Source organism: Jannaschia sp. GRR-S6-38, from assembly GCF_029853695.1.
GTDB lineage: Bacteria > Pseudomonadota > Alphaproteobacteria > Rhodobacterales > Rhodobacteraceae > Jannaschia > Jannaschia ovalis.
In genome coordinates this window covers 3,187,725-3,201,877 of the sequence record NZ_CP122537.1, presented here as the reverse complement: position 1 = coordinate 3,201,877, position 14,153 = coordinate 3,187,725, and the positions used below count along the sequence as shown (strand labels likewise).

Sequence of the window (14,153 nt, the reverse complement as noted above, 5' to 3'; positions counted from 1 at the left end):
CAATGGCCAGCCTCAGCCTGAACGGCCGGGCCGCCCTTCTCTCCGTCGTTCTGCTGCTGGTCGGCCTCCTGATCTGGGAGGCCGCCATCCCGGCGCAGAAGGCGGTGGGCGAGCTCACCGAATACGAACGGCTCACCGGCGGCGGCGCGCCCAAGGCGGGCGTGCCCGCCCCGAGCCAGGTCTTCGCCAAGGCGTGGGAAGAGTTGAGCAACCCGTTCTACGACGCGGGCCCCAACGACAAGGGCATCGGCATCCAGATCGGCTATTCGATCTACCGCGTCCTGTCGGGCTATTTCCTCGCCGCCATCGTCGCGATCCCGCTGGGCTTCCTCATCGGGATGAGCCAGGTGGCGTTCAAGGCGCTGAACCCCTTCATCCAGGTGCTGCGGCCGATCTCGCCGCTGGCCTGGATGCCGCTGGCGCTGTTCATCATCCAGGATTCCGAGGCCTCGGCCATCTTCGTGATCTTCATATGCTCGATCTGGCCGATGCTGATCAACACGGCCTTCGGCGTCGCCGGGGTCCGCGGGGACTGGGTCAACGTCGCCCGGACGCATGAACTAGGGCATCTGCGCACCGCGCTGACCGTGATCCTGCCCGCCGCGGCGCCGACCATCGTGACCGGCATGCGCATCTCCATCGGCATCGCCTGGCTGGTGATCGTCGCGGCCGAGATGCTCGTGGGGGGGACCGGCATCGGCTACTACGTGTGGAACGAGTGGAACAACCTCGACCTCACCTCGGTGGTCTTCTCGATCCTGATGATCGGCATCGTTGGCATGCTGCTGGATGCGGCCTTCGGCACGCTCCAGCGCGCCGTGGCCTATGTGGAATAAGGAGTGAACCGATGCCCAAACCGTTCCTGAGCGTCGAGAACCTGACGCAGATCTATCCCGATGGGCAAGGCGGCGATCTGACTGTGTTCGAGGACGCCACCTTCGGCGTCGAGAAGGGCGAGTTCGTCGTGATCCTGGGCCATTCCGGCTGCGGCAAATCGACGATCATGAACATTCTCGCAGGCCTCGCCGATCCGACCAGCGGCGTGGTCAAGATGGACGGCTACGAAGTCTCGGGCCCCAGCCTCGACCGCGGCGTGGTGTTCCAGAACTACTCGCTGCTGCCCTGGCTCAGCACGCTCAAGAACGTCACCTTCGGCGTGGCCGCCCGCCATCCCGAATGGTCCAAGGCGCAGGTGATCGAGCATTCGAAGAAGTACCTGGCCATGGTCGGGCTCGAAGGCGACGTGATCCACCGCAAACCCTCGCAGCTGTCGGGGGGCATGCGCCAGCGGGTTTCGATCGCCCGGGCCTTCGCCAACCACCCGAAGCTTCTGCTGCTGGACGAACCCTTCGGCGCGCTCGACGCGCTGACCCGCGGCACCATCCAGGACGAGTTGCTGAAGATCTGGGGCGGCACCGAACAGACGGTCTTCATGATCACCCACGACATCGACGAGGCGATCCTGCTGGCCGACCGCATCCTGCTGATGTCGAACGGCCCCTTCGCCCGGGTGGCGGAATCGGTCGACATCACGATCCCGCGCCCGCGCAGCCGGACCGAGATCGTCGAGCATCCGAACTACTACGCCATCCGCAACCACCTGGTGCATTTCCTCGGCCAGCGCTCGCGGGAGATCTCGGGCAACGCGGAAGGGTCCGGGCCGAACCGCCCGGCGACCGTGCATATCGACAAGACCACCCCGCCGCCCGACGCGCCCGGCGATGCCCCCAGTCGGCTACGCGCGGTCAACCTCTGAGCATCGCCGCACGAGAAACGGCACCCGAACCCAAGGAAAGGAACGACAATCATGAAAGACCAGTACGCCATGACCGAGATGACCAAAGAAGACGTGACCGCCATGATCCTGTCGGCCAAGAAGCAGGCCGGCATGACCTGGGAGGGCATCGCCGAAAAGATCGGGATGTCGCCGGTCTGGACCCATTCCGCCTGCATGGGCATGAACGCCTTCCCGCCCGCCAAGGCGGAGATGCTGACCAAGGCGCTCGGCCTGCCGCAGGAGGCCGCATCGGTGCTGGCCGAAAGCCCCACCAAGATCTGGGAACAGGCCGTGCCGACCGATCCCTGCATCTATCGCTTCTACGAGATCGTCGGCGTCTACGGCCCGACGCTCAAGGCCCTGATCCAGGAGAAGTTCGGCGACGGCATCATGTCCGCCATCGATTTCGACATGACCGTGACGCGCGTCGAGAACCCCAAGGGCGACCGGGTGAAGGTCGAGATGTCGGGCAAGTATCTGGGCTACAACAGCTGGTAAGTCCCGTCCGGGGGGGGGCGCGTGCGGTGTCCCCCCGAACGCCCGGCAAAGGGCCAGACCGAGATGACACGCCTTCCCGTCCCGCCCTTCGGCTTCGACGATGCCGTGCGAAAGGTCCGAATTGCCGAAGACGCCTGGAACACCCGCGATCCGGTCCGGGTGGCGCAGGCCTATACGCCCGACACGCGCTGGCGCAACCGCGCCGAATTCCTCGATGGCAGGGCGGAGGTCGAGGCGTTCCTGACCCGAAAATGGGCGGCGGAGCGCGGCTACCGGCTCATCAAGGAGCTCTGGTCGCATGGCGAGACCCGCTTCGCGGTCCGGTTCTGCTACGAATACCACGACGGGTCCGGCCAGTGGTTCCGCGCCCATGGCAACGAGAACTGGGAGTTCGATCCGGCCGGCTACATGGCGGTCCGCCACGCCTCGATCAACGACGTGCCGATCGGGGAGGCGGACCGTCTTTTCCGCTGGCCTCAGGGCCCCCGCCCCGACGATCACCCCGGTCTGACGGAGCTTGGCCTCTGAACCCGTCGCCGGCCCTGTGTCGCGTCAACAAGATTTACGCACGGGGTCGCCGGGACGCGCGCGCATGCCCCGTCCCGCCGACCGGGCGCCGATCGCGGGACGAACGCCGCGTCCGCGACCCGTTCGCACGCGTGCTTCCCACGGTTTGCCTGCGCCGCGGTGGCGCCTGACGGGGTCACTGCCCCGCCGCGACGGACCCCGTTCCCGGGCCGGAGCGGTTGGGCCCCCGGCGGATTTTTCGACCTCGCCCTTGAAGCGCGACCGCGCGACCCGATTTCGGTGGGGAGGTCCGGGGCGCGTTATGGCGGGCGCCCATCAGGATGTCCGGCCCCACCCTTCCGCCCGGTGTCTTCGTCGCGATGATGCGCCTCTGACCGCCCTGGCGCGATGCCGAGAGGTCACGATCTTCGACGCTTCGGCTGGCCCGGAACACCGGGCCTCGGCCACCTCACATCCGGTCGGTCATCCGACGACCCAATCCGCGTCAAGACCCATCACCCGCCATGACGTTCCATCTTCTGGGGATCCCCATGCCAAACCCGACACTCACCGCGATTATCCTGGGCCTGGCCCTGCCGGTCGCAAGCCCCGCCGTCGCGCAGCCCGTGGCCCCCGATGGGGACATGCGGGCCCTGGGCCACTGCGAGGCGTGCCAGATTGCGAACAAGGACTACACCGACGACCGGCTGACCGGGATCGACCTTGGCGCGGCCCGGATCGAGTCGGTCACTTTCGACGGTGCGGGTCTCGGGATCGCCGTCTTCGAAGGCGCGGTCCTGCGCGATGTGAGCTTCGCCGGAGCGGACCTGCGCGGCGCGAGCTTCGTCGATGCGCAGCTCACCGATGTCGATTTCGCGGGGGCTGATCTGCGCGGCGCGGTGTTCGAGGGCGCGGTCCTGACGCGGACCGACCTTCAGGAGGGTCTTCTGTGCAACACGCAGATGCCCCGCGACGAGCTCGACAATTCCGACTGCGCGGGCAGCGCCGCGCCGGCACTCCCCGGCCAGTCCCCGGACGCGGGGAACTGACACGCGGGGCCGCGCGCCGCGAAACGGGCCCCGCCGGTGACGGCAGGGCCCGTGTTTCCCCTTTGCGGGGGCTCAGAGCGCGATGCGGTACCGGAAGAAGCCGTCCTGCGCCGCGCCCAGGGGTTCGATCTCGACTCCCTGCACCTGATCCGCGTAGCGCGTGCCGAGCGGCCCGGTCTCGAACAGCACGGTCGTGCCCTCCAGCGGCGCGAAGCTCCAGTTCGCGTCGGCGCGCGGGCTGACGGTGCCGTGCTCGACGATGTAGCGCACGATCACGTCGCGGTTCGTATCGGGCGCCTCGAAGACGGTCGTCTCTGGCGAGGCGCCGGGAAAGTTGCCGCCGCCGCCCGCGCGGTAATTGTTCGTGGCGACGATGAATTCCTGCGCGGGATCGATCGGGGCCCCGTCGAAGGTCAGGTTCTTCACCCGGTTCGCGTCCGGATTGGCGAGGTTGCCGTCGCTGTCGTATTTCGACGGCCCGCTCAGGTCGAACTGATAGGTCACCCCGTCGATCACGTCGAAATTGTAGCTGGGGAAATCCGGGTTCAGCAGGTCCTGATCCGCCTCGCCCGGCGTGATCTGGTTGAAGATGCCGGCGCTGCGTTCCAGCCATTCCCTGACCTCGGCGCCGGTGATGCGCACCGCCCGCACCGTGTTGGGGTAGAGGTAGAGATCGGCCACGTTCTTGATGGCGATATCGCCCGCCTTGACGTCGGTATAGTAGTCGGCACCGGCCCGCCCCCCGGCCTTGAAGGGGGCCGCGGCCGACAGGATCGGCAGGGCGGCATGCTCCGTCCCGGCCATCATCTGTTCAATATACCAGGTCTGCGCGTTCGACACGATCTGGACCGAGGGGTCGTCGGCCACCAGCGCGAAATAGCTGTGAAGGGGCGCGTCGCTCTTGCCCACGGCACGGCGGACGTAGTCGAGCGTCTCCTGATGCTCCTGCTCGACGGAGGCGAGCACCTCCGGGTCCGACTCGACCGTCGGCGTGATCGAGCGGTCCTCGCCCCGCAGGTAGATCGGGCGCGCCTCGCTTTCATGCGAGACGATGCGCCAGGCGCCGTCCGCGCGTTCCAGCAGCAGATCGACGAGGCCCATATGGCTGCCCCAGAAGCCCGCCATCACGGCGGGCTTTCCCGCGATCGTGCCCGCGGCCGCGTCGACGCCGGGCGTCCCCTCGTAATCGGGCCCGGGGAAGACCCGGTGGTGATGCCCCGTCAGGACCGCGTCGATCCCGTCCACGGCGGCGAGCGGGACGCTCGCGTTCTCCATGCCTTCCGTCCATTCGGCCTCGCCGATGCCCGAATGGCTGAGCGCGACGACGATATCGGCCCCCTCGGCCTTCATCCGCGGGACCCAGGCGCGGGCCGCCGCGACGATGTCGCGGGCCTCGACCCGGCCTTCCAAGTGCTGGCGGTCCCAGTTCATGATCTGCGGCGGCACGAAGCCGATGACGCCGATGCGGATGGGATGCGCTTCGCCCGCGCCGTCGGTCAGCGACCGTTCCAGGATGACATAGGGCGGAACCAGGGTCTCGTCCTCGGTCGGGCCGGACCCGAGCTGTGTCGCGACATTGGCCGAGACGACCGGGAAGGCGGCGCCCGCGACGGAATTCATCAGGAAGGGCAGGCCGTAGTTGAATTCGTGGTTGCCCAGCGTCGCGGCGTCGAACCCCAGCGTGTTCATGGCCTCGATCACCGGGTGCATCGCGCCGTCGGGCATGCCGCGTTCATAGGCGATGTAATCGCCCATCGGGTTGCCCTGCAGGAAGTCGCCATTGTCGAGCAGGAGCGCGTTCGTCGACTCGGCCCGGACCCCGTCGATCAGCGAAGCCGTGCGCGCGAGGCCGACGGTGTCGATCGGCTTGTCGGCATAATAGTCGTAGGGGAAGACGTGGACGTGCAGATCCGTCGTCTCCATCAGCCGCAGATGGGCCTGGTTGGCCTGCGCGCGGGCCGAGAAGGGGTGGAGCGCGACGAAACCCGCGCTGCTAGCGAGGAAGGTCCGTCGGCTGAGTTGGATGGGCATGAGTCGCTCCCGCATGATCGTGATGTCCAAAGGCAGGAGCCCGCGTTTCGCGGTTCGGCACAAGGGGAAGGGTCGCGGCAATCGGCGAAGGCAGGACTGCGCGCAGGGTCGGACGGGGCGCGGCTGCCGGACAGGCGCGGCGTCCCGGCCCGTCTCGGGGATCCGACATCCCGGGGCTCCCGCGTCGCGCCGTCGATGACGGCGCGCCGCCTCGCTTGCAGGATCGGGCGCGGGCCGGGACATGCGATCAGGCTATGGCCCCCGGCTCGCGCGGGGGCCCGGGCACGCCTCGCGCATGAACGCCCCGCAAAAAACGTCGTGCCGCCGGGACATCGGCTTGCCCCCCTGCCCTACGGCGACGACTCAATCGCAGCCGGTGATCGGGGCTGGAACGGCGCTGGTTCGGCGCGCGCTAACGCTCGGACGAAAAATGCGTCTTGAGGTAGGCTAGGATCGCGTCTTTGACCTCGGGTTCGGTCTCTTGCATGCCCTGCTCCTCGACCATCCAGGTCCAGAGATAGTCCCACCGCGCGTCGGTGAGATGTTGCTGGCGGATGATCGCGGTCGAATGGCAGGCGACACATTGGTAGTATGTGTCCTCCATCCCGGGTCCGGGGGGCAGGTTGCCGAATTCCGGATCGCCCTCCTGAGCCGAAGTCTGACCGGCAAGAGGCGCCGCTCCGGGCAGCGCTGGCGAGCCGCGTGCGGCGGCCATAGGATCGTAGTCCCCCTGCGGGGCGGCGGGCCCGGATGCTGCGGCCAGCACGGCAGCGGTGACCAGGACGGCGAAATACGGGCGGATCATCGGATATCTCCAAGATTCGGGGCCGCCCGTCGCGGGGCGGCCCTTCGGGTATTCAGCTCGCGATCAGGGCGATCCGGTGCTGCATGTTGTTGCCGTAGCCGCGCGGGTTCCACCCAGGCACCACCGGCGGCTGCATCGTTCCGTCCATGTCGGTCGCCCGCGCCCAGACCTCGTAATACCCGGCTTCGGGCAAAGTCACGTCCGCGCGCCAGCGCTGCCAAGCGTATTTGTTGGGCGCGGGCTCCAGCGTGGCAGGCTGCCAGGTGGCGCCAAAATCGGTGGACACGTCCACCGCAGCGACATCGCCCTTGCCGGACCAGGCATGGCCGCGCACCTCGCTCGCGGTGCCGGCAGCGACCGAGGTGCCGGATTGCGGGAAAGTCACCAGCGATTTCACCGGCATCGTCTCCATTACGACCATGTCCTCTTCGGGAACCTCGGTGCCAGGCGCGACCGGGTAGGCCGGCAGCCGGTAGGAATATCCCGTCATCTTGGAGCCGTCATGCTGCTGGTCCCGCACCCAGATCCGGGTGAGGTATTTCTGCGAGGCGGAGCCCGGATAGCCCGGCACGATCAGCCGCAGCGGGAAGCCGTGCAGCGCGGGAACGGGCTCGCCGTTCATGGCCCAAGCGATGATCGCGCCGTCGTCTTCCAGCGCCTTGTCGATCGGCACCCCGCGCGAGATCACCTCCTTCTCGGGATCACCGGACAGGTGGACGTCGTTGCCGTAATGCCCGGTATAGACAGCGCTGTCCTTCACCCCGGCTGCCGAAAGTACATCGGCAAGTCGCACTCCGGTCCATTCAGGGCAACCGACGGCGCCGGTTGTCCACTGGTTTCCGGACGCACCAGGCTGGAAATAGGCGCGCCCGTTGCCGCCGCATTCAACCACGAGGCGGACGGTCACGGTCTCGAACCGCTCCTGCAGATCGGCGATCGACAATTCGAGTGGGTCGTCGACCTCGCCATCGATCGTGAGGGTCCAGCCTTCGGCATCCATGTCGAGCGCCGAATCCGGCACGAGGCCGTTGTTGCGGACGAACATGTGCTCGTATGGCGTGACGTCGTCGTCGAGCAGGTGGGCCGGAGTCTCGGCGTTGATCGGGCGGTCGCCCAGCAGCACAAGCCCCTCCTTCGCGGCCATCAGGTCTTCTTCCATCCCCTGTGCCGCCGCGACGGGGATGAGGCCTGCCGGCATGCGGGCTTCGAATGGGATCGTCATCCCCACCATCGCGCCGAGCGTCGAAAGGCTCGTGTTCCTCAAGAACCGGCGCCGTCCCGCATTCAGCGTTCCTTCATCTGACAGATGCAGCTCATCCGTGTCCGTATCGATCCGTGCGGTGTCACCCGTCATATGTCGATCCTCCCTGTAGCGCTCCGTCTGGGCACGCACCGCAGGATACCACGCCAGCCCCATTCCCGAAGGATATCGTGACTTGGCCTGTTTCTTTCGCTATATCAGGGCGTTGAGGGAGCCTGTTGGTTGGTCGAGGAAACGAAAAGGCCGCGAGGGGGCACTGTTAGGGCAACTCTTCTTGAGCCGGGGAGCCGGCCTCCCTACCCTGCCGCATACCTAGGAGTTCTTCTTTCAAGTACTTCAAGACATCGCCCGAGATCATCCGCCTAGCGGTCATGCTCTCCGTCCGCTTCCCGCTGTCGCTCCGGAACGTAGAGGATCTACTGCATGAGCGTGGCATCGACGTCAGCCATGAGACCGTCCGGTTCTGGTGGCAGCGTTTCGGCCCGATGTTCGCGGCAGAGATCAGAAAGCGCCGGATCGAAGGGATGCGATCCAGCCTCTGGCGGTGGCACCTCGATGAGATGTTCGTGATGATCAGCCCCCACCAGAATGGCCGCTGACGGCTATCGCTCGAAGGCGGACACCTCAACTTGCGCTGCGGGTTATCCTATTGGCCTGAAACACTTACCTCCGCCGATCACCATGCCTTGCGGAACAGAGAAGGTTCGACGTCAGGCCCATCCCCTCCGCCACCCACCCCTGCAAAAGCGTTCTGCCAATCCGGGGCCAGACGCGATCCGGCTATGCCCAACTGACAAGCTCGTCCGACGCGCTGGCTCGAAGCCCTTCGGTTTTCCATTTCGGCTTAGGACCGGCGGTCGAAATCCGCTTGAAAACTCCATTGTCCCTTTCAGGGATCGTCGACTTCCTCCCATGCTCTCGAAGACCGACCGCCTGACCCCGACGATCCCGGGAGTCGAGATATAGTGCGAGCCCCGTGTGCGCGGGCGCAGATGGCGCTCGCGTTCGAACCCGTCCACGGCACACCGCCCGCGGGCGACGTCACGAAGGTGCCCTCCGCACGCACAATGCCCGGCGCGGCGCGACCGCCGCCGAACACCGAGCTGCGCGGCTAGCCCCGTGCCTCGCGTTCCATCCGGGCGGCCCAGGCATCCGCGAGGTCCGAGAGGACGCATTTGAACTGCCGCTTGGCCGCCGTCTTGAACAACGTCTGCGTCAGGAAATCCCCCTTGGGGCGCGCCTCGATGGCGATGGCGAATTTCGAACCCTCGCCATCACGCGCGACGGACCATGTCCCGTGCAGATCCGATATCGGGTAGGGATAATCGTCGGCTTCCGTGTGGATGCGGAAGCCGAAGGCGCGGCCGTCCTCGTAGAGATCGCAGGTCTCCAGCCAGTTCTCGCCTTTCGGGCTGTAGCACCGGCGCTGCATGCCAAGGCCCTCGCCCCTCACGACCTCGACCTTGGAGATGTTGTCGGCCACGTCGGCATAGCCCGGGTGATCGGTCATCACGCGCCAGACGACATCCTGCGGTGCGTCGACGGCGCGGCTCACGCTCGCCCGGATCTTGCCCCCGGCGATCGTGACGGAGGCCTGGCTCAGCGGCGGTTCGATCCGTCGCGCCCCGACGAACTGGCCGATCGCGAAGACGGCCACGACGCCGGCGACCGCGAGAATGACGGCTTGGCCGAAGCCGGAGAACAGGCCGCCACCCACGAGCAGCAGAAGCGCGCTCCCGAGGATCCAGCCGATATCCATCATCGTGATGACCAGGACCTGCCCGGCGGTCAGGAACCGGTCCCGCGCCATCAGGATGAGAGCTGCGCCGAACAGGATCAAGCCGGCCCCGAGGAGGCGCAACGCGGCGGGCTGCCACGATGCGGATTCCCGGAAAAGCAGATCGGCCGAGACGTTCGGCGCGATCAGGAGACCCGCACCCATCGCGAGCGAGAATGCGGCGTTCAGCCCGAGATAGGTTCGGGCGGTCCTGGAGGTGTCCATGATGAGGGGCCTTCGCGTCTGGTGGCATTCGCCGCAATTCCCGACATTTGCCCGACCCAGATCAATTACATCGCAGGTAATCGCCCCGATCGCCCGCGTCTGGTAACACGTGGCATGCGCTACGATCCCTCCGTGTCCGATCCGGCATTTCCCGTATTCCTGAAGAATTGGCGAAAGCGCCGCCGGCTGAGCCAGCTCGAATTGTCGCTGCAATCGGGCATGTCGCAGCGCCATATCAGCTTTCTGGAAACGGGACGGTCCAATCCGAGTCGGTTCGCGATTTCGCAGCTTGCAGAAGCCCTGGAAATGCCTGCGGCCGAGATCGACGTGATGCTGGTCTCGGCCGGCTTCGCGGCCCGGTCATCCCGCGGCGGCTGGGATGATGCGACGCGCAAAGCCATCGACGCCTCGATCGATCACGTCCTGCAGGGCCATGCGCCCTATCCGGCCGTTTCGATCGACCGGATCTGGAACCTCGTCAAGGCCAACGACCCCGCGCAACGCTTCTTCGCGCGCGCGGGGGCACGGGGCGACGGCAACCTGCTGCGGGAGATACTGGCCCCGGGATCCCTGCGCGACAGGATCGTGAATTGGGAGGACACGGCCCGGTCCCTAATGCGGCTCTTCGAGCTGGAGGTCGCGCGGCGTCCGCATGACGGCGAAGCGCATGCGCTTCATGCGGACCTCCTCGCGCTGGAGGGCGTGCAGGCGCTGATGAGCACGCCGCCGAGCACTCCGAATGCCCCGGTTCTCGCGATCCAGATCCGCATGGGGCCCGACATCCTGGAGCTGTTCTCCCTCATTGCAACGATCGGCATGAGCGCGGACGCGACCCTCGACGATCTCCGCGTCGAGACCCTATTGCCGGCGAACGACGCGACGCGCGCGTGGTTCGAACGGACGTTCGCGTGAGGCAGCAGTCGCCGCGCGGGTTTGTCTCAGACCTAATTCAGGTCTGACGGAAACCATCTCGCAATTCGAAGCCTTCGAAACAGAAGGATCGAAAAGGTCGGACGTCGTGATGGTGTCGGAGACGTTGGAGCCGTTCCTTCTCTGGCTGACTGGAAACAGGCCTTCGTCTTCGACGAGGCGACCATGACCTGCAGCGCCGCGAAGGGCGCGTCTTCTCAAAGGGCTACGGCTTTGCCAACTAGCTGATCGGGGTGCCGATACCGCCGGGCCCGGTCGTCCGCGCGCTCGTGGCCGATGATCCTTCGGCTGGCGCATCGCGCGGGGTTCGCGCCGGCGTTCCTCGCCCTTTCCGCCGGGCATATCTCGGACGAATGGCGCGGCAGCTGCGCCTGCCGCCCGCCGGGGCGATCCGCCGGGCCTTGCCGATCACGGCGGTCACGCTCGCCGGATCGGGCTGGCGGGCATGGTCCTGCTGGGGCGCGGTGTGGCGGCCGATGGCGAAGGCCTGTCGGGCGACTTCATCTCCCTTTCCGCCCTGACCATCCTCCGCATAATCCTGATGGACCGGTTTCACCACGCGTGACCTGCGCGGAGGAGCCGACGAGGTCTCACCATCACCCGAAAATCTACCGTGCGGCTCGTCGCGCGCGCGCCGCACGCTATCCTTCTCCTCACGCGCGCGTGATCACCCCGCGCGCATCGACGATCCCGGGTCCGACCGCAGCGCCACGAGGCACGCCGGGACCCGACGCGCACAGGAGGCGAACCCCATGAAAGATCACGCTGCCACACAGGGCGCCTGCCCGTTCCGCGGCACCCGCATCGGCGGGGCCGCCGGCTCCGAGCCGGGGCTGGACCATTGGTGGCCCAATCGCCTCAAGGTCGAACTCCTGAACCAGGATCCGCCGCAGGCGAACCCGCTGGGACGCGACTTCGACTATGCAGCGTCGATCGAGACGCTGGATTACGACGCGCTGAAAGCGGATGTGCGCGCGCTGCTGCACAGCTCGGTCGAGTGGTGGCCGTCCGATTACGGCCATTACGGCCCGCAGATGAACCGCATGTCCTGGCATTCCGCCGGCACCTACCGCATCGCCGACGGGCGCGGCGGCTCGGCCGAGGGGATGCAGCGCTTCGCGCCGGTCAACTCCTGGTGGGACAACGGCAATACCGACAAGTCGCGGCGCCTGCTTCTGCCGATCAAGCTGAAATACGGCAGCCAGGTCAGCTGGGCCGACCTGATGATGCTGGCCGGGACCATCGCGCTGGAGGATATGGGCCTGCCGATCCAGGGCTTCGCCTTCGGGCGCGAGGACGCCTGGGAGGCCGACCGCGCCACCTATTGGGGGCCCGAGGGCTGGAATGGCAAGGCGCCGACCGAGGTGCCCGCCGCACCGCAGGCGGGGCATCCCGATCAGATGGTCAATCGCGGGTTGCGCTGGCAGGGCGGCCCGAAGGACGAGCATTACGATCTCGAAAACCCGCTCGGCGCCTCGCACCAGTCGCTGATCTATGTCGACCCCGAGGGGCCCGGCGGCAACGGCGACCCGATGGACGCGGCGCGCGACATCCGCGAGACCTTCGCCCGCATGGCGATGAACGACGAGGAGACCGTGGCGCTGGTGGCCGGCGGCCACGCCTTCGGCAAGTCGCATGGCGCGGTGCCCGCAGACCGGATCGGCGGCGCCCCCGAGATCGCCGAGATGTCCGCCGCGGGCTTCGGCTGGCACAATCCCGAAGGCTCGGGCAATGCCGAGAACACCATGACCAACGGGATCGAGGGCTCCTGGACGCCGAACCCCACGCGCTGGGACAACGACTATCTGACGAACCTCTTCAAATACGAGTGGAAGCAGACCAAGAGCCCCGCCGGCGCGCTGCAATGGGAACCGGTCGACCCCGATGCGCCCAAGACCCCGGACGCGCATGTCGAGGGTCAGATGAACCCGCTGATGATGATGACCACCGATCTCGCCTTCAAGGTCGACCCGGACTACCGCAAGGTCTGCGAGAAATTCCTCGCTGATTTCGACTATTTCACCGAGGCGTTCTCAAAGGCGTGGCACAAGCTGATCCACCGCGATCTGGGGCCCGTCTCGCGCTGGCTGGGTCCCGATATCGGCGGCACCTTCATCTGGCAGGACCCGACGCCGCCGGTTGATCATCCGCAGGTCGATGCGGGCCAGATCGCCGATCTGAAGGCCCGCGTGCTGGGGACCGGGCTCTCCGTGCCGGATCTCGTGGCGGTGGCCTGGGCCTCGGCTTCGACCTATCGCGACAGCGACAAACGCGGCGGCGCCAATGGCGCGCGCATCCGGCTGGAGCCGCAGCGCGGCTGGGCGGTGAACGACCCTGCCCGGCTCGACCGCGTGCTGGACCAGCTCGAACAGGTCAAGGCCGCGTTCGACGGCGAGGGCGCGGCGAAGATCTCGATGGCCGACCTGATCGTGCTTGCCGGCTGCGCGGCCGTCGAGAAGGCTGCGAAGGATGGCGGCCACGATGTCGAGGTGCCCTTCGTGCCCGGCCGGACTGACGCCACCGCCGAATGGACCGACGCGGAGAGCTTCGACTGGCTGAAGCCCGTGGTCGACGGCTTCCGAAACTACATCGACGCGGCCGTGGGCTACCACGTCGCGCCCGAGCGGATGTTCCTCGACAAGGCGGCGCTGCTGAAGCTCACCGCGCCGGAATGGACGGCCCTGACCGGCGGGCTGCGCGTGCTGGACCAGAACTGGGACGGCTCGGATCGAGGCGTCTTCACCGACCGCAAAGGCGTGCTGTCGAACGACTTCTTCCGGGAACTCGTCTCGATGGACTACGCCTGGACCCCAGAGGACGCCGACGAGGCGCGCTTCGCGCTCGTCGAGCGCGACAGCGGCAAGACGCGGTGGACGGCCACGCGCTGCGACCTCGTTTTCGGCTCGAATTCGGAGCTGCGGCAGGTGGCGGAATACTACGCCGGAGCCGATGGCGAGGCCGCGCTGGTGCGCGACTTCGTCAAGGCGTGGCACAAGGTGATGATGCTCGATCGATTCGACGTGAAGGCCGAGCGCAAGGCCGCCGTCGCCTTCTGCTGACCCCCCTGCCCCGGCGCGGCGACGCGCCGGGGCGTCCCTCCCGTTGCCTGCCGGACCTTGGCGGCGCCGAATGGTCGCGGCGCGAGAGCTTCCGGCACCGCGCCCCCACGGCCGCCCCGCGCGTTCCTCGATCGTTGGAGGCTGCATCCGGTCGGGTGGGGATCCCGGACAGGCCAGATCCGCCCGCCCGTCCTCGGCGCGCCGATCGCGGGCCCACGGCCCAGGCCGGAACCC

Annotated in this window: 11 protein-coding genes and 1 pseudogene; 8 read left to right on the top strand and 4 right to left on the bottom strand. The window is 67.2% G+C overall.

What is annotated here, in order from left to right; genetic code table 11:
* The first annotated feature begins 2 nt into the window (after positions 1–2).
* From ntrB to P8627_RS16430, 5 genes are all read left to right on the top strand, one after another.
* Positions 3–836 carry a nitrate ABC transporter permease gene (gene ntrB / locus P8627_RS16450; RefSeq protein ID WP_279965335.1) on the top strand — a complete coding sequence of 278 codons (834 nt, stop codon included), beginning with the start codon at positions 3–5 and terminating at the stop codon, positions 834–836.
* A gap of 11 nt (positions 837–847) precedes the next feature.
* Positions 848–1,756, top strand: a complete 909-nt coding sequence (locus tag P8627_RS16445) for an ABC transporter ATP-binding protein (protein WP_279965334.1) — start codon at positions 848–850, stop codon at positions 1,754–1,756.
* Between the two features lie 51 nt (positions 1,757–1,807).
* Positions 1,808–2,275, top strand: a complete 468-nt coding sequence (gene cynS, locus P8627_RS16440; RefSeq protein WP_279965333.1) for a cyanase — start codon at positions 1,808–1,810, stop codon at positions 2,273–2,275.
* A 63-nt stretch (positions 2,276–2,338) separates the two neighbouring features.
* Positions 2,339–2,803 (top strand): nuclear transport factor 2 family protein, encoded by a 465-nt coding sequence (locus P8627_RS16435; protein ID WP_279965332.1) that lies wholly within the window; start codon positions 2,339–2,341, stop codon positions 2,801–2,803.
* 503 nt (positions 2,804–3,306) lie between these two features.
* Positions 3,307–3,831 carry a pentapeptide repeat-containing protein gene (locus P8627_RS16430; RefSeq protein WP_279965331.1) on the top strand — a complete coding sequence of 175 codons (525 nt, stop codon included), beginning with the start codon at positions 3,307–3,309 and terminating at the stop codon, positions 3,829–3,831.
* Between the two features lie 72 nt (positions 3,832–3,903).
* On the opposite strand, the gene P8627_RS16425 is transcribed toward P8627_RS16430, so the two are convergent.
* From P8627_RS16425 to P8627_RS16415, 3 genes are all read right to left on the bottom strand, one after another.
* Entirely contained in the window at positions 3,904–5,862 is a 1,959-nt protein-coding gene (locus P8627_RS16425) for a bifunctional 2',3'-cyclic-nucleotide 2'-phosphodiesterase/3'-nucleotidase (protein WP_279965330.1), read from the bottom strand.
* Positions 5,863–6,274: 412 nt separating this feature from the next.
* Positions 6,275–6,667, bottom strand: coding sequence for a cytochrome C-552 (locus tag P8627_RS16420; RefSeq protein WP_279965329.1), 393 nt, complete (start codon positions 6,665–6,667; stop codon positions 6,275–6,277).
* 52 nt (positions 6,668–6,719) lie between these two features.
* Complete coding sequence (locus P8627_RS16415) at positions 6,720–8,021, bottom strand: sulfite oxidase (RefSeq protein ID WP_279965328.1); 1,302 nt, start codon at positions 8,019–8,021, stop codon at positions 6,720–6,722.
* A gap of 215 nt (positions 8,022–8,236) precedes the next feature.
* Between P8627_RS16415 and P8627_RS17095 the strand changes: the two are divergent.
* A pseudogene (locus P8627_RS17095) lies at positions 8,237–8,506 on the top strand (IS6 family transposase); the annotation flags it as partial.
* 533 nt (positions 8,507–9,039) lie between these two features.
* On the opposite strand, the gene P8627_RS16405 reads toward P8627_RS17095, so the two are convergent.
* A complete protein-coding gene (locus tag P8627_RS16405; RefSeq protein WP_279965327.1) occupies positions 9,040–9,930 on the bottom strand; it encodes an SRPBCC family protein in 891 nt (296 codons plus the stop codon).
* A gap of 114 nt (positions 9,931–10,044) precedes the next feature.
* Between P8627_RS16405 and P8627_RS16400 the strand changes: the two genes are divergently transcribed.
* Both P8627_RS16400 and katG read left to right on the top strand, forming a co-directional pair.
* A complete protein-coding gene (locus P8627_RS16400) occupies positions 10,045–10,842 on the top strand; it encodes a helix-turn-helix domain-containing protein (RefSeq protein ID WP_279965326.1) in 798 nt (265 codons plus the stop codon).
* A 770-nt stretch (positions 10,843–11,612) separates the two neighbouring features.
* Positions 11,613–13,919, top strand: a complete 2,307-nt coding sequence (katG, locus tag P8627_RS16395) for a catalase/peroxidase HPI (RefSeq protein ID WP_279965325.1) — start codon at positions 11,613–11,615, stop codon at positions 13,917–13,919.
* Positions 13,920–14,153: the final 234 nt, after the last annotated feature.

Excerpts from the sequence above, each read along its gene's own strand:
- P8627_RS16425 (WP_279965330.1), bottom strand. The coding sequence starts at position 5,862 with ATGCCCATCCAACTCAGCCGACGGACCTTCCTCGCTAGCAGCGCGGGT.
- P8627_RS16445 (WP_279965334.1), top strand. The coding sequence starts at position 848 with ATGCCCAAACCGTTCCTGAGCGTCGAGAACCTGACGCAGATCTATCCC.
- ntrB (WP_279965335.1), top strand. The coding sequence starts at position 3 with ATGGCCAGCCTCAGCCTGAACGGCCGGGCCGCCCTTCTCTCCGTCGTT.
- cynS (WP_279965333.1), top strand. The coding sequence starts at position 1,808 with ATGAAAGACCAGTACGCCATGACCGAGATGACCAAAGAAGACGTGACC.
- P8627_RS16415 (WP_279965328.1), bottom strand. The coding sequence starts at position 8,021 with ATGACGGGTGACACCGCACGGATCGATACGGACACGGATGAGCTGCAT.
- P8627_RS16405 (WP_279965327.1), bottom strand. The coding sequence starts at position 9,930 with ATGGACACCTCCAGGACCGCCCGAACCTATCTCGGGCTGAACGCCGCA.
- P8627_RS16430 (WP_279965331.1), top strand. The coding sequence starts at position 3,307 with ATGACGTTCCATCTTCTGGGGATCCCCATGCCAAACCCGACACTCACC.
- P8627_RS16420 (WP_279965329.1), bottom strand. The coding sequence starts at position 6,667 with ATGATCCGCCCGTATTTCGCCGTCCTGGTCACCGCTGCCGTGCTGGCC.
- P8627_RS16435 (WP_279965332.1), top strand. The coding sequence starts at position 2,339 with ATGACACGCCTTCCCGTCCCGCCCTTCGGCTTCGACGATGCCGTGCGA.
- P8627_RS16400 (WP_279965326.1), top strand. The coding sequence starts at position 10,045 with ATGCGCTACGATCCCTCCGTGTCCGATCCGGCATTTCCCGTATTCCTG.
- katG (WP_279965325.1), top strand. The coding sequence starts at position 11,613 with ATGAAAGATCACGCTGCCACACAGGGCGCCTGCCCGTTCCGCGGCACC.